This is a genomic window from Pinisolibacter sp. (assembly GCF_036782435.1).
In the GTDB taxonomy this organism is placed as follows: Bacteria; Pseudomonadota; Alphaproteobacteria; order Rhizobiales; family Ancalomicrobiaceae; genus CALBKH01.
In genome coordinates this window covers 60,694-84,541 of sequence record NZ_DAIPZB010000001.1, presented here as the reverse complement: position 1 = coordinate 84,541, position 23,848 = coordinate 60,694, and the positions used below count along the sequence as shown (strand labels likewise).

22 protein-coding genes are annotated in these 23,848 nt (G+C 67.2%); 3 read left to right on the top strand and 19 right to left on the bottom strand.

Annotated elements, in window-relative coordinates; genetic code table 11:
- Positions 1–270: 270 nt before the first annotated feature.
- The 14 genes from V7Q42_RS00350 to V7Q42_RS00285 form a co-directional block, all read right to left on the bottom strand.
- Positions 271–891: an SAM-dependent methyltransferase gene (locus V7Q42_RS00350; protein ID WP_333821600.1), complete on the bottom strand. Its 621-nt coding sequence runs from the start codon at positions 889–891 to the stop codon at positions 271–273.
- A 180-nt stretch (positions 892–1,071) separates the two neighbouring features.
- Entirely contained in the window at positions 1,072–2,325 is a 1,254-nt protein-coding gene (locus V7Q42_RS00345; RefSeq protein ID WP_333821599.1) for a (Fe-S)-binding protein, read from the bottom strand.
- A 20-nt stretch (positions 2,326–2,345) separates the two neighbouring features.
- The gene (locus V7Q42_RS00340; RefSeq protein ID WP_333821598.1) at positions 2,346–4,091 is read right to left on the bottom strand and encodes a nickel-dependent hydrogenase large subunit; all 1,746 of its coding nucleotides are present in this window, start codon (positions 4,089–4,091) and stop codon (positions 2,346–2,348) included.
- A 100-nt stretch (positions 4,092–4,191) separates the two neighbouring features.
- A complete protein-coding gene (locus V7Q42_RS00335) occupies positions 4,192–4,845 on the bottom strand; it encodes a hypothetical protein (protein ID WP_333821597.1) in 654 nt (217 codons plus the stop codon).
- A gap of 5 nt (positions 4,846–4,850) precedes the next feature.
- On the bottom strand, positions 4,851–5,906 hold the full coding sequence (locus V7Q42_RS00330) for a hydrogenase small subunit (RefSeq protein WP_333821596.1): 1,056 nt from the start codon (positions 5,904–5,906) through the stop codon (positions 4,851–4,853).
- A complete protein-coding gene (locus V7Q42_RS00325; protein WP_333821595.1) occupies positions 5,899–6,336 on the bottom strand; it encodes a hydrogenase expression/formation C-terminal domain-containing protein in 438 nt (145 codons plus the stop codon). The genes V7Q42_RS00330 and V7Q42_RS00325 overlap by 8 nt, the downstream gene beginning before the upstream one ends.
- On the bottom strand, positions 6,333–6,836 hold the full coding sequence (locus V7Q42_RS00320; RefSeq protein ID WP_333821594.1) for a hydrogenase maturation protease: 504 nt from the start codon (positions 6,834–6,836) through the stop codon (positions 6,333–6,335). The genes V7Q42_RS00325 and V7Q42_RS00320 overlap by 4 nt, the downstream gene beginning before the upstream one ends.
- Positions 6,837–7,119: 283 nt before the next feature.
- The gene (locus V7Q42_RS00315) at positions 7,120–7,560 is read right to left on the bottom strand and encodes a glycine cleavage system protein H (protein ID WP_333821593.1); all 441 of its coding nucleotides are present in this window, start codon (positions 7,558–7,560) and stop codon (positions 7,120–7,122) included.
- Between the two features lie 314 nt (positions 7,561–7,874).
- Positions 7,875–8,255: a peroxiredoxin gene (locus tag V7Q42_RS00310; protein ID WP_333821592.1), complete on the bottom strand. Its 381-nt coding sequence runs from the start codon at positions 8,253–8,255 to the stop codon at positions 7,875–7,877.
- Positions 8,256–8,385: 130 nt separating this feature from the next.
- Positions 8,386–9,462 carry a lipoate--protein ligase family protein gene (locus tag V7Q42_RS00305; RefSeq protein WP_333821591.1) on the bottom strand — a complete coding sequence of 359 codons (1,077 nt, stop codon included), beginning with the start codon at positions 9,460–9,462 and terminating at the stop codon, positions 8,386–8,388.
- On the bottom strand, positions 9,459–10,721 hold the full coding sequence (locus tag V7Q42_RS00300; protein ID WP_333821590.1) for a radical SAM protein: 1,263 nt from the start codon (positions 10,719–10,721) through the stop codon (positions 9,459–9,461). The genes V7Q42_RS00305 and V7Q42_RS00300 overlap by 4 nt, the downstream gene beginning before the upstream one ends.
- 244 nt (positions 10,722–10,965) lie before the next feature.
- Complete coding sequence (locus tag V7Q42_RS00295; RefSeq protein WP_333821589.1) at positions 10,966–12,051, bottom strand: NAD(P)/FAD-dependent oxidoreductase; 1,086 nt, start codon at positions 12,049–12,051, stop codon at positions 10,966–10,968.
- Complete coding sequence (locus V7Q42_RS00290; RefSeq protein WP_333821588.1) at positions 12,051–13,109, bottom strand: radical SAM protein; 1,059 nt, start codon at positions 13,107–13,109, stop codon at positions 12,051–12,053. Before V7Q42_RS00290 ends, V7Q42_RS00295 begins: the two co-directional genes overlap by 1 nt.
- 135 nt (positions 13,110–13,244) lie before the next feature.
- A complete protein-coding gene (locus tag V7Q42_RS00285) occupies positions 13,245–14,354 on the bottom strand; it encodes an acetoin utilization protein AcuC (protein ID WP_333821587.1) in 1,110 nt (369 codons plus the stop codon).
- A 198-nt stretch (positions 14,355–14,552) separates the two neighbouring features.
- Between V7Q42_RS00285 and dsrE2 the strand changes: the two genes are divergently transcribed.
- The 3 genes from dsrE2 (at position 14,553) to V7Q42_RS00270 (ending at position 16,995) form a co-directional block, all read left to right on the top strand.
- On the top strand, positions 14,553–15,068 hold the full coding sequence (gene dsrE2, locus V7Q42_RS00280; RefSeq protein ID WP_333821586.1) for a sulfur carrier protein DsrE2: 516 nt from the start codon (positions 14,553–14,555) through the stop codon (positions 15,066–15,068).
- A 64-nt stretch (positions 15,069–15,132) separates the two neighbouring features.
- Positions 15,133–15,363: a sulfurtransferase TusA family protein gene (locus tag V7Q42_RS00275; protein WP_333821585.1), complete on the top strand. Its 231-nt coding sequence runs from the start codon at positions 15,133–15,135 to the stop codon at positions 15,361–15,363.
- 363 nt (positions 15,364–15,726) lie between these two features.
- Positions 15,727–16,995, top strand: a complete 1,269-nt coding sequence (locus V7Q42_RS00270) for an OmpP1/FadL family transporter (protein ID WP_333821584.1) — start codon at positions 15,727–15,729, stop codon at positions 16,993–16,995.
- Positions 16,996–17,334: 339 nt separating this feature from the next.
- Here V7Q42_RS00270 and rpe read toward each other — a convergent pair whose 3' ends face one another.
- From rpe to V7Q42_RS00245, 5 genes are all read right to left on the bottom strand, one after another.
- Positions 17,335–18,003, bottom strand: coding sequence for a ribulose-phosphate 3-epimerase (gene rpe, locus V7Q42_RS00265; protein ID WP_333821583.1), 669 nt, complete (start codon positions 18,001–18,003; stop codon positions 17,335–17,337).
- 116 nt (positions 18,004–18,119) lie between these two features.
- A complete protein-coding gene (fba, locus tag V7Q42_RS00260; protein WP_333821582.1) occupies positions 18,120–19,184 on the bottom strand; it encodes a class II fructose-bisphosphate aldolase in 1,065 nt (354 codons plus the stop codon).
- A gap of 331 nt (positions 19,185–19,515) precedes the next feature.
- Positions 19,516–21,534: a transketolase gene (gene tkt / locus V7Q42_RS00255; protein ID WP_333821581.1), complete on the bottom strand. Its 2,019-nt coding sequence runs from the start codon at positions 21,532–21,534 to the stop codon at positions 19,516–19,518.
- A 250-nt stretch (positions 21,535–21,784) separates the two neighbouring features.
- Positions 21,785–22,660 carry a phosphoribulokinase gene (locus V7Q42_RS00250; protein WP_333821580.1) on the bottom strand — a complete coding sequence of 292 codons (876 nt, stop codon included), beginning with the start codon at positions 22,658–22,660 and terminating at the stop codon, positions 21,785–21,787.
- 62 nt (positions 22,661–22,722) lie between these two features.
- Positions 22,723–23,781 (bottom strand): class 1 fructose-bisphosphatase, encoded by a 1,059-nt coding sequence (locus V7Q42_RS00245; protein WP_333821579.1) that lies wholly within the window; start codon positions 23,779–23,781, stop codon positions 22,723–22,725.
- Positions 23,782–23,848 lie beyond the last annotated feature (67 nt).

The window sequence follows — 23,848 nt, the reverse complement described above, 5'->3', positions numbered from 1 at the left end:
GGTTGTTCGGCGTCGGTTCTCATCGATGACCAGTTGGCGATATCCATGTGCGCCCCCTCGAGTGCACCCACAGACTGCATGCCGACCGGTAACAGCGAGTAAACAGCTCGATATTTCACGCGATATCTGTCGCCGTGACGTCGCGGTACCCGTCCTCGGATACATCGTTCGACACGTTCTCGCTGGTGATGGAACATGCGGATCGGAGGGTCACCGACCGCTGCTGCTGTCCGACGCCCCTCCTCGGCGCGATGGCGCACTCCCACCCCGTCACTTCGGCCGCCGGCCCGTCAGATCGATCACCGCCGACATGCCGGAGTGGCCGACGCCCTCGTCCATCACCTCGTCGCGCTCGGTGATGACGACACCGTCGAAATCGCCGAAGGCGTCTTCGAGCAGGGCGCGGGTGTACATGTTCTCAGGCGTCTTCGGGCCGCCGGTGCCGTAGGCGATCTGCTCGGGGCGGTAGCCCTCGAGGATCAGGAGACCGCCCGGCTTCAGGGCGCGGCGGATGTGCGCGAAGATCTCGGCGCGCTCCGGCGGGGTGGCGAACTGGAAGAAGATCGCCGCGATCACGTCGAAGCTCGCCTCGGGCCAGTCCCAGACGAGGAGATCGGCGGTCACCGTCTCGATCGTCACGCCGCGGGCGGTGGCGAGCGCCCGCGCCTTGGCCTGGGCCGCCGGCGAGAAGTCGACCGAGACCACTTCGAGACCGCATTCCGCCAGGAAGACGCCGTTTCGCCCCTCCCCGTCGGCGATCGCCAGCGCCCGCCCGGCTTTCGGCAGAACCTCCCGGCAGGAGGCGAGAAAGGCGTTGGGGGCGGTCCCGAAGACGTAGGATTCGGTGGCGGCGAAACGGGAATTCCAGCGCTCGAATTCGGCGGAGCTCATCGCAGGACCTCGCGGCGACGATAAAAGATCGGCCCCGGGCGAGCCCGAGGCCGAGGGTGGTATCGATGATCATATGGGGCATTCGATGCGGGGTGGAACCCCTGCCCTCACCCGCGTCTGCGCACGGACCCGGCGAACCGGCGGCTCGCTGCCGCCGGTTCGTTCGGGCGTTTCCTCCGATCAGTCCTTCTCGACGAGATGCTCGGCGAGCACCTCGACGATCGAAGCGAGTTCACCTCCCCAGCCGATGCCGGTCTTGGCTTCGTCCATGGTCAGGCGGCAGTTGGCGCAGGACGACATCAGCGTGGTGGTGCCGGTCTGCTCGACCTGCTTGGTCTTGATCTTGAACACCTCGAAGCGGATCGGCGCGGAACGGGCGATCGCCTGGACACCGCCGCCACCGCCGCAGCACCAGTTGGCGTTCTCGGTCGGGGTCATCTCCTTGAAGTTCGGCGCGAAGCCCTCGAGCAGATAACGCGCGTCACCGGCCGCACCGCCGCGCCGCGAGATCTGGCAGGGGTCGTGGTAGGTGAAGGCTTTGTCGTAGGGCTTGAACTCGAGCTTGCCCTCGCGCTTCAGCTTGGCGAGATATTCGGTGATGTGGAACACCTCGAACGGCAACGGACGACCGATGACGTTGGCCGCCTGCCAGCGCATCACACCATAGGCATGACCGCATTCGGGGATGATCACCGTCTTGACGCCCATCTGCTCCGCCGCTTCGACGATGCGCAGGGTCAACGTCTTGGCGATGTCTGCCTTGCCGGCGAGATAGCCGAAGTTGGTCGCCTCATAGCCCGTCGACGAGAAGGTCCAGTTGACGCCGGCGGCGTTGAGCAGCTTGCCCATCGACACGATCGAGTCCGGGTACTTCATCATCTCGATCGACGAGACGGTGAGCAGCACCTCGGCGCCTTGTCTGTCGAGCGGCAGATCGACCTCGTTGTCGTCGGCCAGCCACTCGAGACGATCGGCGAGCTTCTCGGAGGTGAGGCCGAGCGGGCTGCCGCGGTCACGAGCGTTCTCGGCCGCCGCGAAGAGGTCGGCCGGGCCGATGCCGGCGGCGTTCATCGCCTGCCGCGTCGCCGCGGTGATCGAGGCGATGTCGATGCCCATCGGACACACCAGCGTGCACCGGCCGCACATGTTGCAGGTGTCGAAGATCAGCTCTTCCCACAGCTTCAGATCGTCCGCGGTGATCTTCGGCGCCAGGCCGAGCATCCCGAGGAAGCCGGTGCGGGCCTTGTGGGCCTTGGCGATCGGCAGGATCTTCCAGGCCGGCGTGTATTTCGGGTCCTTGGTCGCCTGATAGAAATGGCAGGCTTCCGCGCACAGGCCGCAGTGGACGCAGGCCTCCGCCCAGGTCGCGAGCGGCCGTCCGACGAGCGCCAGGAACTTGTCCGCGGCCGCCTGGACGTTGATCGTATCGGTCATGACGAACGTCTCCTATTGGCTCAGCTGACGCGGATCTGCATCAGTTCCTCCCCGTCCGGATCGGTGACGTGCACCGCACAGGCGAGGCAGGGATCGAAGGAGTGGATGGTGCGCTGGATCTCGAGCGGCTGCTTCGGATCGTGCATCTTGTGCCGATCCATGAGCGCGGCTTCGTAGGCACCCGGCTGGCCCGACGGATCGCGAGGACCGGCGTTCCAGGTCGAGGGCACCACCGCCTGATAGTTGGCGATCTTGCCGTTCTCGATGACGATGTAATGGGCGAGACCGCCGCGCGGCGCCTCCATGAAGCCGACGCCCTTGCACTTGGACGGCCAAGTGGAGGGTTCCCACTTGTCCGGGTTGTGGACGTCGAGCTTGCCGACCTTGATGTTGGCGGTCAGCGCGTTCAGCCAGCTGTCCATGTGATCGGCGATGAGCTTGGTCTCGAGGGTGCGCGCGGCGGTCCGGCCGAGCGTCGAGAACATCGCGGTGATCGGCAGGTCGAGCTTCTTCAGCGCCATGCCGGCGAGTTCCTGAACCTCCTTGTTGCCCTTCGCGTACATGATCAGGACGCGAGCGAGCGGGCCGACCTCCATCGGCTTGCCCTTCCAGCGCGGCGCCTTCAGCCAGGAATATTCCTTGTCGACGTCGAGGTGGGTGTAGGGGGTCTTCGGCCCGGTGTAGGCGAACTTGGTCTCGCCGTCGTAGGGGTGCAGACCCTTGTCCTTGCCGCCGGCATACTCGTACCAGGAATGGCCGACGAACTCCTGGATCTGCGCCGGATCGTTGAGATCGATCGGATGGATCTTGGAGACGTCGCGGTCGAGGATGATGCCCTGCGGCACCAGGAAGGTGGAGGCGTCCCAGGGCGCCTTCTCGGGGAAGTCGCCGTAGGAGAGGAAGTTGCCGAGGCCTTCGCCGCGGGCGAACCAGTCCTTGTAGAACGACGCGACGGCCAGCGTGTCGGGCACGTAGACCTCGTCGACGAACGCCCGCATCTTCTGGATGATCTGGCGGACCTGTTCGAGACCGAGGATGTTGACCGCGGTCGAGGCGGCGCCCGATCCGGCGACCGGCGCCGAGGAGATCGGCGACGGCGCGCCGCCGACCAGGAAGTTCGGATGCGGGTTCTTGCCGCCGAAGATGGTGTGGATCTGCACCACGTCGCGCTGCCAGGCCAGCGCCTCGAGATAGTGGGCGACCGCCATCAGGTTGGCTTCCGGCGGCAGCTTGTACTCGGGATGGCCCCAGTAGCCGTTGGAGAAGATGCCGAGCTGGCCACCTTCGACGAACTTCACCAGCCGCTTCTGCACGTCGGCGAAGTAGCCGGGGCTCGATTTGGCGTAGGTCGAGATCGACTGCGCCAGCTCCGAGGTCGCCTTGGGATCGGCCTTCAGCGCCGAGACCACGTCGACCCAATCGAGGGCGTGCAGGTGATAGAAGTGCATGACGTGGTCGTGCACATACTGCGCGCCGGTCATCAGGTTGCGGATCAGCTGCGCGTTCTCCGGGATCACGTAGCCGACGGCGTTCTCGACCGAACGCACCGAGGCGAGACCATGGACCAGGGTGCAGACGCCGCAGATGCGCTGGGCATAGGCCCAGGCGTCGCGCGGATCGCGGCCCTTGAGGATGATCTCGATGCCGCGCACCGAAGTGCCCGACGAGTAGGCCTTGGTGATGGCGCCGTCGGCGCCCGTCTCGGCTTCGATACGAAGGTGACCCTCGATTCTGGTGATGGGGTCGACGACGACACGCTCGGTCATTGGCCGCGCTCCGGGTTCATTGGCACCCGGCCGTCATCCTGAGGAGAGGCCGAGGCGGGAGAGAGGGCGGGCGGAGGCTCTCCGCCCGTACGAAGGTCGATCAGACGCCGCGCCGGGCGAGGAACGCGCCGGTGGTGCCCCTCGACACGAAGACGAGGAAGGCATGGAACAGCTTGCCGAACGGCAGCCACACGAAGAGCAGCGCCACCGACAGGATGTGGATGGCCAGCAGCGTCTCGTAGCGGGCGCCGACGTGGCCGACCGCGACCAGACCGGTGATCACCGGAAAGACCGTGACGAACCACGCGAAGTAGTCGCCGACGCCGGAGATGAAGCGCTGCACCGGATTGGTGAGGCGGCGAACCAGGGCGGCGACCAGCGACACCAGCGTGATCGCGCCGACCACGTAGACGACGCCGGAGGGCAGCGTCGGCCAGGAGAGGCCCGTCAGGTTCTTGATGAACAGCACGTGCGGGCGGAAGCCGAACACGACGATCGCCAGACCGATGTGGAACACCCATCCGTTGAAGAAGGAGAAGCGTTCGGCGAAGGCGAAGGTCGGATGCGGCACCATGCGGCGGAAGATCTCCCGCAGCGCCGCGCCGACCGGGCCCGGAGTGCCGAGCCGCGGCACCGTGCGATCGGCGGGCTTGCCGAGGAACAGGATGGCCAGCAGGCGCCAGAGGGTGCCGAAGACCAGGACCACCATGGCGACGTTGATCGCCGGGCCGCGTGCGAAATCCAAGAGATCCATGGTCCTCACCCCTTGTTCAGGCTGGACTTGCGATGGCGGGCGACCGCGGCTGCGGCCACGCCGGCGACCGCACCGGCCAGAGCCGCGCCACCGACGAGCTTGGCGGTCGGGCCGATCGAGGCCGACAGCGGCACGTAGAAGCCGCCCTTGTCCCAGAAATCCGGTTCCGAGCAGCCGAGGCACCCGTGACCCGACTGGATCGGGAAGGACACGCCGCCGTTCCACTTCATGGTGGCGCAGGCGTTGTAGGTGACCGGCCCCTTGCAGCCGAGTTCGTAGAGGCACCAGCCGTCGCGCGCGCCCTGATCGTCGAAGGCATGGGCGAACTGGCCGCGCTCGTAGAACGGCCGGCGATAGCAGCGGTCGTGGATGTTCTCGCCGAAGAAGGCCTTCGGCCGACCGAGATGGTCGAGCTCGGGCACCTTGCCGAAGGAGAGGAGGTAGGCGACCGTGCCGGTCATCGCCTCCGGGATCGGCGGGCAGCCGGGGATGTTGATCACCGGCTTGTCCTTGACCAGATCGCCGATCGACACCGCGCCGGTGGGGTTCGGATTGGCCTTGGGGATGCCGCCGTAGGTGGCGCAGGTGCCGACCGCGATGACGGCGAAGGCGTCCTTCACCGTCTCCATCAGCGTGTCGTAGTTGGAGTGGCCGGCGGTGGTCGAATAGATGCCGCCGTCCTTCATGGGCACCGAGCCGTCGACGACGACGACGTACTTGCCCTTGTTCTCGGCCATCGCCGCGTGGCGCGCCGCTTCGATCGCCTCACCCGACGCCGCCTGCAGCGTGTGGTGATAGTCGAGCGAGATGAAGTCGAAGATCAGGTCCTCGAGCGTCGGGCCCTTGGACCGGGTGATCGACTCGGTGCAGCCGGTGCACTCCTGGAAGGAGAGCCAGATCACCGACTGCCGCTTGGCCTTGGCCAGTTCCGCCGCCATCGCTCGCGAGGTCGCCGGAGGCAGCGCCATCAGCGAGCCGAGCCAGGACGCGTATTTGACGAAGGCGCGACGCGACACGCCGTGCTCCGCCAGTCGTTCGCCGAGTGTCTTCTGTTCAGCCACGGGACATGTCCTCCTCGTCGGCAGCGGTTGGTTCTTGTGGTCCGGTCGTGACGACGGCGTCGGCCATGCGCCGGGCGGCGAAGGCGACGTCGTCGGGATGGGAAACGAGAATTTCGGGGATGCGGGTGACCTGCACCTCTTCGGCGACGACGTCCTCGCCGTCTCCGAAGTGCCGCACCCACCAGATGCCGGCCCAGCCGGTCTCCCGCACCTCCGAGCGGCCGGCGACCGCGAGGGTCACGGTGACCTCGCCGGTGCCGAGCTTCTCGGCCAGCGCCTCGAGATCGGCCGGCCCGAAGGGCAGGCTCCTCAGATCGACCACCGTCTCCTCGCCGGTCTCGGCGAGGCGGGCGAGCGCATGCGCCAGTTCGGCGAAGACGGCGTCGGCGAGCGAGGCTGCGGGGGCCGGATGGCCGCAGTCGGCGTTCATCGTGAAGCTCCCCAGCTCTCGAGGATCGCCGCGACCTCGCCGCGCGCCTGCGGCACCGCGGCCAGGACTTCCGCCTGCGGTTCGGCGCCGAGGCTCAGATCCCCGGCCTGGATGGCGACGAGCGCCCGGCGGGCGGGCTTGGTGCCGATCAGGTCGGCGGTGAGGATCAGGTCGGAAACGGCGATCTCGTGGGGGGTCGAGCGGTTGGTGCGCAACAGCGCATCCATGTCGTCGCCCTCGAAGCGGCGCACTTCGCCGACGGAACCGCCGAAGTCGGCGGCGTCGACGAGGATCACGCCACCGGCATTCTCGATCAGGGGGAGGAGTGCGAGGCCGATGGTTCCGCCGTCGTGATAGACGACGCCGTCCTCGGCACTTCCGTCGCGTTCGGCCGCTTCGATGAGTTCACGCACGACGTGAACGCCGATCCCGTCGTCGGTCAGGATGGTGTTGCCCACCCCCAACACCACGATACCGGATCCGTTCTCGTCCTGTGACATGATACCACCCGAGCATGTGTACTTTATGGACTTCTAATATGCGCAAGCTTTGACCAGGATCAAAAATCTTCTGGAATACCAGAGTGCGCCATCGGCGCTTTCGAGCCTGCTTTTCCCGTCGCCTCGCGGCGCCGGAGGATCCTTTTCGCAGGTGGAGAGAGGGTGCGCGGACGAATCCTCCCCCGTTCGGTGCCGAGCCGTCGCGAAGAAGGCACGGCACCGAGTCGTTCGAGCTCTGCTGTTATTTCAGATCTGGGGATACGGCGCCTTGTCCGGCGTCGGATCAGCCGCCGCAGCCGGCGAAGCCGTCCGCCGCCATCTTGGCGTCGTACTTGTCGGCGACCGCCGGACCGGGGGTGAGCGTTCCCTTGACGTCGCCCCAGTTCTCCGGCTCCAGCTCGACCATCCACGCGGCGTAGGGGTCGTCGTTGGCCAGCGTCGGCGTGGCGACGAGGGCGTCGTTGACCGCCGCGACGTTGCCGCCGGCGGCCGACTTGGCCGGGCCGACCCACTTGCCGCTCTCCACCGTCGCGCAGGACTTGCCCGCGGCGATCGGCTTGCCCGGCTTCTTCGGCGTGAAGGCGACGAGCTTGCCGGCCAGCGCCACGGCGACCTGGGTCATGCCGATGCGCACCTTGCCGTCCGGCATCTCGCGATACCAGGTGTGGGAGTCGACGTCGTAGAGCAGATCGTCGGGGAGGTTGCAGCCACGAACCACGGGCATTTTCGTCTTCCTCTGTTCGATCTCGGTCGCTTCTCGGTCCGGAGCGGCGCTCGCGACCCTGGTCGCAGGTGGCCCGGCCGATCTTCTTCGAGGAAACCTCACGGCTTCCTGATTCCTCGCCGACTTGCCGCGGCTCGGTCGAGCCTAAGTCGCGGCAGCGGCGAAATCCATCCTCGGGTGGCGGTCGCAACGTTCCTCGGAACGGAACGGACGCCTCGCCGAAGGGCCGGTTCGGCGCCCGCTCCGACGGCTCCCGTCGGCGTGAGCCGAACGTCGGCGGGAGCCCTCCGTCGTGGGGGGCCCCGACGGAACGCTCAGTAGGTGAGCACCTTGACCTCGTCGTCCTCCATGACCTGTTCGATCAGGTAGGCGCCGCCGACCACACCCGAGCATTCGGGGATCAGATCGTCGACGGTCATGTCGTAGAGTTCGAGGTTGGGCGAGCACGATTTGAACACCGCGCCGGCCTCGTGGGCGTCCTTGATGAAGTCGTAGACCGACTTCGGGCTGCCCTCCTTCACCACCAGTTTCTCCGCCACGCCCTTCTTCATCAGGATACCTGAGGCGGCGGTGCAGATCACCTCGACCTCGTAGTCCATCGCCGCGGCGACGGTCGCCTGGAAGAACGGCGCGCCCAGTTCCGCCGGATCGCGCGGATCGGTGTTCGCCAAGATGATCAGGAGCTTGCTGGCCACGTCTATTCTCCTCCTGTTCGACCGAAGGGCGCGGTATCCGCATCGACTCCGAGGTCTCACATTATGATATTCTAATGTTACGACCCTTCGCCGCCTTCGGCGTCCGTCTTTTCCCTCTGCGACAGCGCTGTCAGCTGGAAACGGGGTTTCCAGAGAAGGCCGTTTCGATGGCGTCGGCGAAGTCACCCGCCCCCGCCGAAAGCAATCCGATCTCCGCCGCGGCGAAGAACGCCTCGATGCGCGGCCGGACCTCGTCCAGCGTCGCGCCGCGCAATGCCGCCTCCAGATCGAAGACCGTCCGAGGCGGTGTGACGAAGAAATCGCCGGTGATCAGGGCTTCGCGGATGCGCGGGGCGGTCCCCTCCCCCTCCAGGCGGACGAAGGCCTCGATGGTTCCACCCTTTCCGGTGATGGAAGCATGGCGAGCATCTTCCGCCGGCGTGTCGATCTCGGCGACGAAGTCGTCGGTGCCGATCTCCTCGTCGTGCGCGGCTTTCGCCAGATCCTCTTCCCGTACGGTGATGGCGCCGCGCTCCGTCGCGATGCCGAGACCGTCGCGGAAGCCGGCGAGCAGCGCCTCCTGGATCGCCTCGCGGGTCGGCATGTCGTCGCCGAGCAGGCCCTTCAGCGTGGTGATGCGGGCACCGGCGTCGTCGAGCGCCCGCTTGGCGAGCTTGGCGGCCGGCACGTTCAGCGCCTGCATCATCCGCGCCGGGTCCATGTCGGCGAGGATGGTCGCCTGATAGAACAACGTGTCGCCGTCGAAGAAGCCGCCGGTGCCGGAGATCTTGCGGCCGTCGACCTCGATATCGTTGCGCGGCCGATAGCGCGCCTCGACCCCGAGTTTGGTGAGCCCGAGGGCGATCGATTCACAGATCGCTCGTGCCAGGTCGCCGAGTGAGGTGATGCCGAGCGTCGACTTGTGGAAGACCAGCTCGACGCCGAACTGGCCCTCGTCCATGTAGAGCGCGCCGCCGCCGGTGATGCGACGGACCGTGCCGACCCCGTTCTCCCGACACCAGTCGAGACGGATCTCCTTTGACAGCGACTGATGCCGTCCGACCAGCGCCGTCGGAGGGAAGGTCAGGAAGCGGATCGTGTCGGGGATCTCGCCCACCTTGTGGGCCTCGATCAGCGCCGCATCGAAGGCGATGTTGGCGCGACCGTCCCGCAAGCCCGTGTCGATGACGCGGAAGGTCTTGATCATCCTCGGGCCTCCGGCACCTTCCAGCCGAGCTGGCGGCGGATCTTGGCGCGATCCTTCTTGTTCGGCTGGAACGGGAACGAGGCGATGTTCGACGGCGGGCTGTCGCCGTAGGGCCGATCGCAGGCCGAGACGTCCTCGGCGATCTTGCCCGGGCAACCCGAGGTGCGGAACGCCGTCCCCGCCTCGATCACCGTGTCGACTTCCGCCGCCGGCAGACCGTAGTCGATCACTCGGCCGTGGTTGTCGAAGCGCATGTGCTCGAGCCGGACGTCGCGGTAGTCGATCAGGTAGCGGGCGAGTTGGACGCGGCGCCACTGGTCGCGCGGCGTCGCCGGCAGGTGGTCCATCAACGAGCCGCTCTCCGGGTAGAACGAGAACATGTGGCTGTGGCCGCCCATGTCCTTCACCCGCTGAACCATGGTCAGCATCTCGTGCTCGGTCTCGCCCATACCGGCGATCAGGTGCACACCGATCTTCTCGCGACCGAAGATGTCGGCGGCGTGCTCCATCACCTCCCAGTACTTCTCCCAGTGATGCGGTCCCTCGACGGTCTTGCCGCGAGTGCGCTCGAAGAGCTCCGGGGTCGCCGCGTCGAAGGCGACGGTGAAGATGTCGGCGCCGAGGTCCTTGAGACGCTGCACGTCGGCGCGGCTCATGGTCGTCGGGTTGGAGAGGATCGACACCGGGATGTCCGACGGATCGATCCGATCGGTCCAGGTCTTGAGCACCGTCACCGTGTCCATGTCGGACTTCGGATGGGTGATCATCGAGATGCACATGCGATGGAACGAAGTCTTCGTGCCCTGCGCCTTCACCCGATCGACGATCTCGACCATCGGCACCGCCGGCCAGTCGACGCGGATGAAGTTGCGGTCGGCGTAGTCGCGATCGGCTTCGCGATGGCGGGCGAGACCGCAATAGGCGCAGTTGGCGCGGCAGCCTTCCGGGTAGGTCAGCAGCAGATTGAGGCAGTGGGTGCAGGCGCAGCGGTGCATCTGGCCAGCCATCAGCCCCAGCGAGATCGCCGCCGCCGTCGACACCTGGACGTAGTCGGGCGAGCGCATGTCCGGCGTCTGGATGTTGTGGTTCGGCAGATAGACACCCTGGGGCGCCACCGCATTGGCCTTGACGCGCCCGCCGTTGCGGGCGTCGGCCGGCGCTTCGGCCGGGGTTCGCGGCTGCATCGCCTCGAAGGGATTGAAGTCGATCGCGCCTTCCTTGGTCGGGCGCGTCCTGACCGGGGTCTCGAGACAGCTCATGCGGGTCTCTCCTGAACGAGGATTCGGCCGCACGCCGTGCGCGCGGAAACCTTCTCCCCTCGCGGGAAAAGGTGGCCCGAAGGGCCGGATGAGGGGGCGCGCGCGAAGCGCGCAGCGAATGCAGACCGGCGGGCGCGGCGCGAAAGGCGGCTCACGGACCCCTCATCCGCCCTTCGGGCACCTTCTCCCGCAAGGGGCGAAGGGGAGAGCCCGTGGCAACGACGGGGCAGTGTCGAAAGACGGGTCATTCCGCCGCCTCCCGATCGTCCCAATAGCTTTCCCATGCGATCCAGGATCGCTGCAGTTCCGGCGGCCCCAGCCGCCCGCTCGCATGCGCCGCCATCACCGCTTCACGACGGCGGCGGGCACGGTCGAGGGCCGGACCGAAGACGTCGGCGATCTCCTCGGCGTAGTCGCCGAGGGCGGCGGCGCGTCCGGCGACGATCTCACCTGCCGCCTCGCCGGCCGTGCGTCCGGAGATCACGGCCGAGGCGATGCCGGCACCGGTCACCGGATTGGTGAGGCCGCAGGCGTCGCCGGCGAGCAGCACCGGGGTCTCGCCGAGCCATCCGGTCGGGGCCAGCAGGCCACCCGCCGGGAGCGCACCGCCGGTGATGGCGACGACGTCCCAACCGACGCGACCTTCGCGCACCAGCGTGGCGTGAAGCCCCTCGAGCAGAACCCGCAGCCAGCGGCGTTCGCCGGCGTCGACGCCGATGCCGAGATTGGCGACCTCGCCCTTGGGGAAGAGCCAGCCGTAACCGCCGGGGGTCGAAGCCGAGAGGAAGATGTCGGTGGCGCGGTGCGGCACGAGGAGCGGCACGGCGATCTGACGCGTGTGCGAGAGCACCCGGTTGACGCTGCCGATGGCGCGCCCGGCGAGCGAATGCGGCCCGTCGGCACCGACGATCACACCCGCGGTGATCCACGAGCCGTCGGAGAGGCGGACGCCACCCGCCGACACGTCCGCGACGGCGCGGCCGAAGCGGCAGTCGGCGCCCGCGGCGCGGGCCGCCTCGACCAGATGGGCGTCGAACGCGGCGCGGTCGATGATGTGCCCGGGCAACGGATCGACGCGCGATCTGTCGCCTTCGGTGTAGGTCGCCATCGCTTCGATCGGCTGGACCACGTCGCGGGAAAGATCGCGCACCTCCGCCCCGAGCGAAAGCGGCACGAACTCGGCGCACTGCACCGGAAGCCCGGGAACCGCACGCTTGTCGAGGCCGATCACCCGCGCGCCGGCCTTCGCCGCGGCCGCCGCCGCGGCGGCACCCGCCGGCCCGAGGCCGAGGACGAGAACGTCGCAGTCGGGGGTGGGCGCGGCATTCATCAGGCGGCGCAGGGGGCGAAGGTCCCCTTCCCTGCGATGCGGCCTTCGCCGATCTCCTTCATCGAGCAGCAGGCCATCTGCTGTTCGTGACCGCGGCCGATCATCCGCGCCACCTCGACCGAACCCTCGGCCGGAAAGGCGATACCGTCGAGGCCGGCCATCACCGCATAGGCGTCGGTGACGCGCTTGTGCATGCCGGCGGGGCGGGCGCAGCCGAGAAGAACGTCACGATCGGGGATGCGGGCGCGTCCTTCCATGAAGATGCGGCCGATGTCGGCCGTCGCCGGTTCGACGAACGAGCCCGGCTTGGCGTAGAACGGCATGATCACCACGAAGACCAGCGAATGGACGGGGTGGCGCGCCACCATGTCGAGGGCGCGGGCCTCGCCGAGAATGCGGCCGTAGTGGAGGCCGATGACGATGTGGGGCACGACCTCCATCGACGTCTCGGTCAGCGCCGCGAGCGTCTCCTCGAAATCCTCGACCCGACGGTCGAGATGATAGACCTCGCGAATCGTCTCCTGCGCCCCGATGACGTCCATCATCACCGTATCGACGCCGGCCGAGGCCATCGCCTTCGCCCGTGCCCGATCGATCAGCGCCGAATGGAGCGCGATCTTGAGCTCGGGAAAGTCACGCTTCAGCCCTTCGATGACCGGATAGAAGCGCTCGTAGCGGATCTCGTTGCGCTTGTCGGAGCCGCCGGAGAGCAGGAAACCCGAAAGCCCCCGGAGCGCGATCATGTCGCGGACGCGCCGGTCGAACTCGTCCGGGTGTAGAGCCGGGATCATCGGCTTCAGGATCTCGGTGCGGCAGTGGTCGCAGTCGAGCGCGCAGGCCGAGCCGGTGATCGAGAAGGCCGGGAAGGTCCCCTTCGAGCAGCCCGAGAGTTCGCTCGAGTCGTATTCCTTGAAGGTCGGGGTGGAGAAGCGAATCGGCTGCGCACCGCGCGTACCGGCGTGCGCCGCGGCCGCGCGCTCCATCGCCTCGACGAGGCAGGCATCGAAGTCGGCGTCTTCCAGAGGTTCGATCGCGGTGAGGCGCTCCAGCCAGCCCATCGATCCGGTCCTCCATCCCTGTTACATTATGATATTCTAATTCATCGTCGTCCGAACCGCCCCCGGAAACAATCGGGACGATTGCTCACCGATGTCGCGGACAGCAACTTTCCTACGGATTCGCCCCAATACCGCTCACGAAACCGTGATCGTGGCGACGATTTCATCGAAACGGGGCCGGATCGCCCCTTCGTTGGGCAGATCCGCCAGCGTCGCCATCCAACGGGGATCGCGATCCTCGTCGTCGACGAGGTCGCAGTCGAGCGCCGCGAGACGCGCCCGAGAAACCTCGGGCAGGGTCTCGGGGATCTCGAATCCGGCGAGCCGCCCCCACAATCCGGTCCAGAGCCGGGCGAGCGTCCACGGATTGTAGCCGCCGCCCCCGAGGACGACGGCTCGCGGCGCGAGCCCCACCACCTTCTCCACCGCCTCCCACAGGGCGAGGTTGGAGAGATCCATCGACGAGAGCGGATCGCCCTTCAGCGGATCGGCGCCGCAGATGACGACGACCGCCTGCGGGTCGAAGCGTCGCCCGGTGGGAAGAACCGCCGCGTCGATCAGAAGCCGCCATTCGCTGTCGTTGATGCCGCGCGGCACGGGCATGTTGCGCGCCCTCCCCTCGCGGCGATCGTCGAGCGCTCCCGTGCCCGGCCAGCGCCCCTCCTCGTGGATCGAGATGGTCATGACGCGGCCGTCGCTCGCATAGGCGTCCTCGACACCATCGCCGTGATGGGCGTCGAGATCGACGTAGAGGACACGCTCGAACCCTGCGTCGAGGAAACCGAGGACGGCGAAGACGGGATCGTTGAAGAAACAGAAGCCGCTCGCTCGCTCGCGCCGGCCGTGGTGGGTGCCGCCGGCGGGATGGAAGACGACGCGCCCCTCGATCGCCAGCCGAGCCGCTTCGAAGGAACCGCCGACGGACGTCGACGCGCGCTCGAAGACCCCGGAAAAGAAGGGATTTTCCATCGTGCCGATGGCGTGGGCGGCCCGCGTCTCGGCGCTCACCAGCCCATCGGTGTCGGCCTTCGCGAGTGCAGCGACATAGTCGGGGTCGTGATACCGCGTCAAAAGGTCGCGGTCTGCGACCGGCGAGATCCGCAGGCGACCGTCGAGCCACCCGAGATCGGCGGCGAGATCGGCGACCATTTCCACCCGGGGGATGGCCAGCGGATGATTCCGGCCGAAGGCGGCCCGTCGATAGATCTCGGAACCGACGAAGAGCGAGGATCGTGGATCGAACATGAACGGCAACCGACCTTCCATTCCCGGTGTCGCTTCTCGGTGACACTGCAATGCAGCATTCCACACTCTGTGAAAGATCATGCTTGCGCGCAACGGATACGCGCCTTAGCACTCTTTCATCGAACTACACTAATATGCGAATATACCGTTCGCATGGATCCTAAACGATTAGAACCGAACAGGGAGCGAGGTCGTAAGATGAGCCCGCAAGGAGACGGAGCCGGGTCGGCGAACGCCCCGAAGTCGATGACCATCATCGTCACCAAGGGAAGCCTGGACTGGGCCTACCCGCCCTTCATCCTCGGCACCACGGCCGCGGCGATGGGCGTCGACGTGACGATGTTCTTCACATTCTACGGCCTGCCGCTGCTTCTCAAGAAGCTCGACCTGCAGGTCACGCCGCTCGGCAACCCGGCGATGAAGATGCCGATGATGGGCACCCACATGGTGATGCCGAACATCGTCGGCATGATCCCCGGCGTCGACGCCATGGCGTCGAAGATGATGAAGAACATGATCGCCAAGAAGGGCGTGGCCTCGATCGAGGAACTGCGCGAGATGGCGGTCGATGCCGACGTCAACATGATCGCCTGCCAGATGACCATGGACCTCTTCGAGTACAAGCTCGAGGACATGATCGGCGGCATCAAGCTCGGCGGCGCCGCCACCTACATGGAAAACGCGCTGAAGTCCGACATCAACCTCTACATCTGAGGTTTCGCGGGCGCCGATGGTCCGACCGCCGGCGCCCGTCTCACGAGCGAAGGGAGACACCGCCATGGCCGATCGGGTTCTCGACGCCAAGGGGCTGAACTGTCCGCTGCCGATCATCCGGACCAAGAAGGTCCTGAAGGACATGGCGGCCGGCACCACGCTCGAGGTTCTCGCCACCGATCCGGGCTCGGTCGCCGACTTCTCCGCCTTCTGCCGGACCACCGGCAACGAGATCGTGGAGCAGGGCCAGGACGGTGCGGTCTTCCGCTTCGTCATCCGGCGTGCGGCCGCCTGACACCATCGGTCGTCGAAAATGACCGATGAAATTCTCGGCGCGCATTTCTCATGCCTCTCGTGCGGATGAGAGATTCGCGAGTCGTCGGAGGCCGGGCGCGTCGGCGCCTTCGGCCTCCGGTTCGCGGCGCGATTCGCGTCGTGCACATCGCCACCGGCTCGGTGGACCGCGGCGAAAATGTCGCAGTCGTCCGGCGAATGTATCGACCTCGTGTCCTCCGCGAAATTCGCGATGACGCGAGTGTCGGGAAAGTCTAACTTTTCGTGTGACACCGCCGGGGGGCGGAGTCGCCGAAAGAACGGAGCGCCAGGGCCAGGCGATCCACATGGGGACCCTAGGGGTGCCCGTCATCGGGGGAAAAACATGACGTCCAATTATCTTCGTGGCAGCGTTTCCGCCTTGGGCCTGGTCGCGGCTCTGACGTTCGGCGCGGCCACGGCCAGCGCCACCGAGGGCTACTTCCAGACCGGTTACGGCACCATCCAGAAGGCGCAGGCCGGCGCAGGCGTCGCCAACGCCGAAGACGCCATGACGCTGTCGGTCAACCCGGCGGGCCTGGTCGATGTCGGCAACCAGTTCAACATCGCCTTCACCCTGTTCTCGCCGAGCCGCGACGCGACCGCGACCGGCTTAGGCATGTTGCCGGCCACCAAGGTCGAGAGCGGCTCCGAATACTTCCTGATGCCGAACATGGCCTATGCCCGCCAGATCGACTCCGAGTCGGCCTGGGGCATCGCCATCTACGGCAACGGCGGCATGAACACCAACTATCCCGCGGTGTTCGGCGGCGCCATGTGCCCCGCCCCCGGCATGGGTCTGTTCTGCGCCGGCGTGGCCGGTGTGAACCTCGAGCAGATGTTCCTCACGGTCGGCTATGCCCGCCGGATGGGCGACATCTCGATCGGTATCCAGCCGATCGTCGCCATGCAGAAGTTCCGGGCCAACGGCATCCTGTCCTTCGCCGCCTTCTCGTCCGACCCGACCAATCTGTCGAACCGCGACAACGACTACTCGTTCGGCGCCGGCGTCCGCGCCGGTATCCAGTGGACGATCCAGCCGGGCGTCCGCCTCGGCCTGACCGGCACCACGCCGATCTGGTCGACCAAGCTCGACAAATATGCGGGTCTGTTCGAAGGTCAGGGCAGCTTCGACATCCCGGGTACGGTCTCGGCGGGTCTCGCCTGGGATGCGACCAAGGACCTGACCCTGATGCTCGACTGGCGTCACATCTTCTACTCGCAGGTCGGTGCCGTCGGAAACACCTCGACGATCCTGGGCCTCGTGCCCCTTGGCACCTCCGGTGGTCCAGGCTTCGGTTGGCGTGACGTCGACGCGTTCTCGATCGCTGCGGCGTACAAGGCGACCAAAGACCTGACGCTGCGCGCCGGCTATTCGCACAACACCAACCCGATTCGCGCGCGGGACGTGATGTTCAACGTCTTCGCATCGGGGGTGGTCACCGACCACTTCTCGGGCGGTGCATCCTACAAGCTCAACCCGAACTCCGGTATCGAACTCGCCGTCGGCTACGTGCCGCGCTCCTCGGTCACCGGCCCGGCGATGGGCGGCCAGACGGTTCGCATCTCGATGGAACAGTGGGAAGCCTCGGTCGGTTACACCTACAAGTTCTGATCGCCGGGGAGACGGACAGGCTCTCGAAGGCCGCGAGATCGACGGGATCTCGCGGCCTTCGCCTTTTTCGACGCGGCGGAACGGAGACGACGCGGCTCACGACGCGTGGACGCGATCCGGGGCAGCGGGCCGGCCAGGGCGATCGCTCGAAGCGGCGCCGACATGGCTCGGCGACACGGGGATCGCCGCGAGCGCCCGCCCGGACACCCCACGACACCGCCCGCCACTCCGCGCGTCGAACCCGTGTCCCTCGAAAGCACCTCTCGGAAATGCGAAGGCGGCCCTCTCTTTCGAGAGGACCGCCCGCGAGAAGACGGTGTCGAGCCGGGCGATCGCCCATCACGCCGGCCGCGCCGCCCCCGCTTTCAGCGCGGCGATCGGCGCCGCGTAGTCCTTGTGCTTGAAGATCGCCGAACCGGCGACGAACGTGTCGGCACCCGCCGCGGCGATCTGCCCGATCGTGTCGGGCGCCACGCCGCCGTCGACCTGCAAGCGGATCGGCTTGCCCAGCGCATCGATGCGCGCTCGCACCTCGGCGACCTTGTCGACGACATAGGGAATGAAGGCCTGACCGCCGAAGCCCGGGTTGACCGACATCAGCAGGACGAGGTCGACCGAGTCGAGGACGCAGTCGATCGCCGAGACCGGGGTCGCCGGATTGAGCACCACACCGACTTCCTTGCCGAGCGAACGGATGAGCTTCAGCGAGCGGTCGAGATGGCGCGTGGCCTCGACATGGATCGAGATCAGGTCGGCCCCGGCCTTGGCGAAGCCTTCGATCAGCGCGTCGACCGGCTCGACCATCAGGTGAGCGTCGATCTTGAGGTTGGTCCACGGCTTGATCGCCTGGAGCACCATCGGACCGAAGGTCAGGTTCGGCACGAAGTGGTTGTCCATGACGTCGAAATGGATCCAGTCGGCGCCGGCGGTCTCGACGGCCTTCACTTCCTCGCCGAGGCGAGCGAAGTCGGCCGAGAGGATCGAAGGGGCGATGACGGTCGGAAGCATGGGCGAGTCCTCGTTGGGCGATGTCGGAACGGTGCGGGAGAAGAGAGAGGGTGCGGGCCATGCACCCTCCCCCTCCACCCCGTCCCCGCGCCCCGAAGGGCGGGGGGTAGGTCGGATCAGTTGACGATCTGCGCCAGTTCGCCGGAGGCATAGGCGGCCGCGACCTTCTCCAGGTCCTTCGGCTTGATCTTGGAGGCGTTGCCGGCCGTGCCGAAGGCCTCGAAGCGCGCCTTGCAGACGCCCTTGGCGGCATCCTGCGCGGCGGCGAGGAACTTGCGCGGATCGAACTCGGACTTCTTGGTGGCCATCACCCGGCGCATCGCCGCGGTCATCGCCAGACGCAGGTCGGTGTCGATGTTCACTTTCCGGACGCCGTACTTGATGCCCTCGACGATCTCCTCGACCGGCACGCCGTAGGTCTCCTTCATGTCGCCGCCGAACTCGCGGATCTCGGCCAGCAGCTCCTGCGGCACCGACGAGGAGCCGTGCATCACCAGGTGCGTGTTCGGGATGCGGGCGTTGATCTCCTTGATGCGCGAAATGGCGAGGATCTCGCCCGTCGGCTTCTTGGTGAACTTGTAGGCGCCGTGCGAGGTGCCGATGGCGATCGCCAGCGCGTCGACCTGGGTCTGCTTGACGAAGTCGGCGGCCTGATCCGGGTCGGTCAGGAGCTGCTCGCGGGTCATGGTGCCCTCGGCGCCGTGACCGTCCTCCTTGTCGCCCTTCATGGTCTCGAGCGACCCGAGCACGCCGAGCTCACCCTCGACCGACACACCGATCGAATGGGCGAAGTTGACGACGGTGCGGGTCGTCTCGACGTTGTATTCGTAGGAGGCGACGGTCTTGCCGTCGGCCTGCAGCGAGCCGTCCATCATGACGGAGGTGAAGCCGGAGCGGATCGCCGCCTGACAGATCGCCGGCGAGGCGCCGTGGTCCTGGTGCATGCACACCGGGATCTCGGGATAGGCCTCGACGGCGGCCTGGATCAGGTGGCGCAGGAACTGTTCACCGGCATATTTGCGGGCACCGGCCGAGCCCTGGAGGATGACCGGGCTGTCGGTTTCGCGGGCCGCTTCCATGATGGCGCGGACCTGTTCCATGTTGTTGACGTTGAAGGCCGGCAGGCCGTAGCCGTTCTCGGCGGCATGGTCGAGCAACTGGCGCATGGAAACGAGCGGCATCGGTAGTCCTCTCCTCGGAAAACGTTTCGTTTCGGTGGCGTCGACGACGTGACGCCCTAGTGAATTGCGAAGCAGGTCGGCGTCCTCGGTCTCGACCCGCGGGTAGTTCTCCCTAGCACCGCCTCGGCCGAAAGCGCAGACGCTCTCATCCGGTCCTCTCCCCCCTTCGAGGGGGAGAGACAGAGAGGGGGGGCTGGAGGGCACCGCGAAGCATGGAACGGGTCGATCCGCCGCGCCCCCCCTCCCTGTCCCTCCCCCTCGAGGGGGGAGGGAACGCGTGTCGCGAGCCTCCCGTCACATGGTGGGCTCCGCAGTGGGAAACGGATCGAGATCACCCCCTGGCGAGGACGCCCTTCACCGTCTCCACCACCTTGTCGACGGTGAAGCCGAAGTACTTCAGCAGCGCCTTGTCGGGGCCGCTCTCGCCGAAACGATCGATGCCGACGACGGCACCCGAGCGGCCGACGAAGCCCTTCCAGCCCCGGGTCGAGCCGGCCTCGACGGCCACGATCGGCAGTTCCGGCGGCACCGCTTCGTCCTGGGCGTCGCGATCGAGACGCTCGAAGGCTTCGACGCAGGGCATCGAGACGACACGGACGTGGACGCCTTCCGCCTCCAGCGCCTCGGCCGCGCCGATCGCCAGAGCCACTTCCGACCCGGTGGCGACGATGGTCGCCTCGGCGCCTTCGGGATCACGCAGCACGTGGCTTCCCTTGCCGTTCGGCGCCTCGTTGCGGACCTGCGGCGGCAGGCCCTGACGCGACAGGATGAGCGCGGTCGGACCGTCGGTGCGCGACAGCGCCGCCGCCCAGGCCGCCGCCGTCTCCACCGCGTCGGCAGGCCGCCAGACGTCGAGGTTGGGGATCAGGCGCAAGCTCTCGACATGCTCGACCGGCTGGTGGGTCGGGCCGTCCTCGCCGAGCGCGATGCTGTCGTGGGTGAACACGTAGACGACCCGCAGGCCCATCAGCGCCGACATGCGGACGGCGTTGCGGGCATAGTCGGAGAACACCAGGAAGGTCGCGACATAGGGAATGAAGCCGCCGTGCAGCGCGATGCCGTTGGCGATCGCCGACATGCCGAACTCGCGCACCCCGAAGAACACCTGGTTGCCGGCCGGGTCGCGGGAGACCGGAACGCCCTTCGGGTGGGTGGTGAGGTTCGAGTGGGCGAGATCGGCCGAACCGCCGAACATCTCCGGGCAGTGATCGGCGAAGGCGCCGAGCGCGATCTGGCTCGCCTTGCGGGTCGCCACGGTGCCGGCGGCCTCGGCCGCGGTCAGGGCGACGAGCGAGGCGGCGGCGAAGCCGGACGCCGGCTCACCGGCGACGCGCCGAGTGAACTCGGCGGCGAGGTCCGGATGGGCCTTGGCATAGGCGGCGAACCGAGCGTTCCATTCGGCCGAGGCGGCTGCGCCTGCTTCGCGAGCGTCCCAGGCGGCATAGACCTCCGCCGGGATCTCGAAAGGAGCGTAGGACCAGTTCATGGCCGCGCGCACCTTCTCGATCTCGCTCGCGCCGAGCGGCGCGCCATGGCAGCTCTCGGAACCTTCCTTGCCCGGCGAACCGCGGCCGATGACGGTGCGGCAGCAGATCAGCGACGGCTTGCCGGTCTCGGCGAGAGCGGCTTCCGTCGCCGCGTCGATCGAGGCGGGATCGTGCCCGTCGACGCCGCGCACCACGTGCCAGCCGTAGGCCTCGAAGCGCGCCGGCGTGTCGTCGGCGAACCACTCGTGGCACTTGCCGTCGATCGAGATGCCGTTGTCGTCCCAGTAGCAGATCAGCTTGCCGAGGCCGAGCGAGCCGGCTAGCGAGGCGACCTCGTGGCTGACGCCCTCCATCATGCAGCCGTCGCCGAGGAAGACGAAGGTGCGATGATCGACGATGTCGTGGCCGGGGCGATTGAACTGAGCCGCGAGCGTCCTCTCGGCGAGCGCCATGCCTACGGCGTTGGCGATGCCCTGACCGAGCGGGCCGGTGGTCGTCTCGACGCCCGGGGTCATGCCGTATTCGGGATGGCCGGGGGTCTTGGAATGGAGCTGGCGGAACTGCTTCAGATCGTCGATCGACAGGTCGTAACCGGTCAGATGCAGCAGCGCGTAGACCAGCATCGAGCCGTGGCCGTTGGACAGCACGAAACGATCGCGGTTCGGCCACTTCGGGTTCGCCGGGTCGTGACGCAGGTGACCGCGCCAGACGGTGGCGGCGATCTCGGCCATGCCCATCGGCGCCCCCGGGTGACCCGACTTGGCCTGTTCGACGGCGTCCATGGCGAGCGCCCTGACGGCGGCGGTGACCGGCCAGGCGAGCGAGCCGGGAGCGGCGGAATCGACGGGGGTCGCGACGTTCATGGGCGATGTCCTCTCGGGCGAATGTCGTTCTGTTGTTCTTGGCGGTCTGCGGGGGTGGGCCTATGGCCGTGGCGACAGGGAAGGCCGTCATCCCCGGCCGGAGCCGTCGAAGACGGCGCAGGGGAAGGGGATCCAGCGGGCGCGCACCGGGAAGCGAGACCGCTCTGGGTCCCCTTCCCTCGCTTCGCTCGCCGGGGACGACGGCCGTGAGTGGTCCGTCACCTGGCCCACGGCGCCCCCCTCCGTTTCCTCACATCGCCCGACGGCGGCGGTCGACCATCTGCATGATCAGCGGCGTCAGGATCAGCTGCATGGCGATGTCGAGCTTGCCGCCGGGGATGACGATCGAGTTCGCCCGGCTCATGAAGCTGTCGTGGATCATCGACAGGAGATAGGGGAAGTCGATGCCGCGCGGGCTCTTGAAGCGGATCACCACGATGCTCTCGTCCGGGGTCGGGATCGACCGGGCGATGAACGGGTTCGAGGTGTCGACGGTCGGCACGCGCTGGAAGTTCACGTCGGTCTGGGTGAACTGCGGCACGATGTAGTTCACGTAGTCCGGCATGCGGCGCAGGATGGTGTCGGTCACCGCCTCGGTCGAATAGCCACGGGTCGCCTTGTCGCGGTGGAGCTTCTGGATCCACTCGAGATTGATGACCGGCACGACGCCGATCTTCAGGTCGGCGTGCTGGGCGACGTTGACCTTGTCGGTGACGACGGCGCCGTGCAGGCCTTCGTAGAAGAGCAGGTCGGAGCCGGGCTCGAGATCGCGCCAAGCGGTGAAGGTGCCCGGCGCCGAGCCGTATTTCTCCGCCTCGTCGGCGTCGTGGATGTAGGTGCGGGTCTTGCCGGTGCCGGTCGCGGCGTAGGAACGGAAGCTCTCTTCGAGCTCGGCGAGCAGGTTCGCCTCCTCGCCGAAGTGCGAGAAGTTGTGATCGCCCGCCGCTCCCTTTTCGGCCATGACGCGGCGCATGTCGGCGCGGTCGTAGCGATGGAAGGCGTCGCCCTCGATCGACGCGGTCTTGACGCCCTCGCGGCGGAAGATCTGGTCGAAGGTGCGCTTCACCGAGGTGGTGCCCGCTCCCGAGGAGCCGGTGACGGAAATGATCGGATGCTTGACCGACATGGGATGTTCCTCCGCCCGTGTTCGAGATCACGGGGCTTCGTATCGTTTCGACGAATGCGGGCTCAGACCGTCAGCAGGCCGCGACGCGAGAAGAGCGGCGACTTGTCGCTCCAGCCGAGGTCGGCGGAGAGGTAGCGCTCGACACGGTCGACCTTGACCCGCGACCCGAAGACCAGCGGTACGCGCTGGTGCAGCTTCTCGGGAACGAGATCGAGAACGGAATTCTTGCCGTCGCTCGCCCGGCCACCGGCCTGCTCCATGATGAAGCCCATCGGAGCGGCCTCGTAGACGAGACGGATACGGCCGGAGGCGTAACCCTTGCGCGCGTCGCCCGGATAGAGGAACACGCCGCCGCGCACGAGGATGCGATGCGCTTCGGCGACCATCGAGGCGATCCAGCGCATGTTGTAGTCCTCGCCGCGCGGGCCGTCCTTGCCGGCGACCAGATCGTCGACGTAGGTGCGGATGCGATCGTCCCAGTGGCGATAGTTCGACATGTTGATGGCGAACTCGCGCGCCTGCGGCGGCACCGCCAGAGCGGCGTCGGTCCGGATGAACTTGCGGCGCTCGGGATCGAGGACGTAGAGCTCGGTGCCTTCGCCGACGGTGAGAACGAGCGCCACGTGCGGGCCGTAGACGACGTAGCCGGCGGCGAGCTGCTCGCGGCCGGGCCGCATGAACGCGGCGTCGGAGGCCGGATCGACGCCTTCCGGGCGCGGCCGGATCGAGAAGATGGTGCCGACCGACACGTTGGTGTCGATGTTGGACGAGCCGTCGAGCGGGTCGACCGCGACGAGGAGCGTTCCCTCCGGATCGAGGGCCACCGCATGATCGGCCTCTTCCGACGCGAGCGCCGCCACCGGCGCACCACGGAGCGCCTCGGCGATCATGTTGTCGCAGATGACGTCCAGTTCCTTCTGGGCATCACCGCCGGCGTTCTCCTCGCCGCGCGAGGCGCCGAGGCTCCCGGCGAGCGGTCCGGCGGCGACCAGCGCCGCGATCTCGGCGCAGGTGCGCGCCAGCACGTTCACGGTCGTGGCGACGGCGCCGCGCGTGGCGTCCTCTCCGGCCCACGCGTCGAGGCGGGTGGCGAGATCGAGGGGGCGATTTTCTTCGACCATGTCGTGAACCTCGTGACGTTTCCCTTTGAATTCCATTATTTTCATTGTTCGAATTCACATGCCGGCG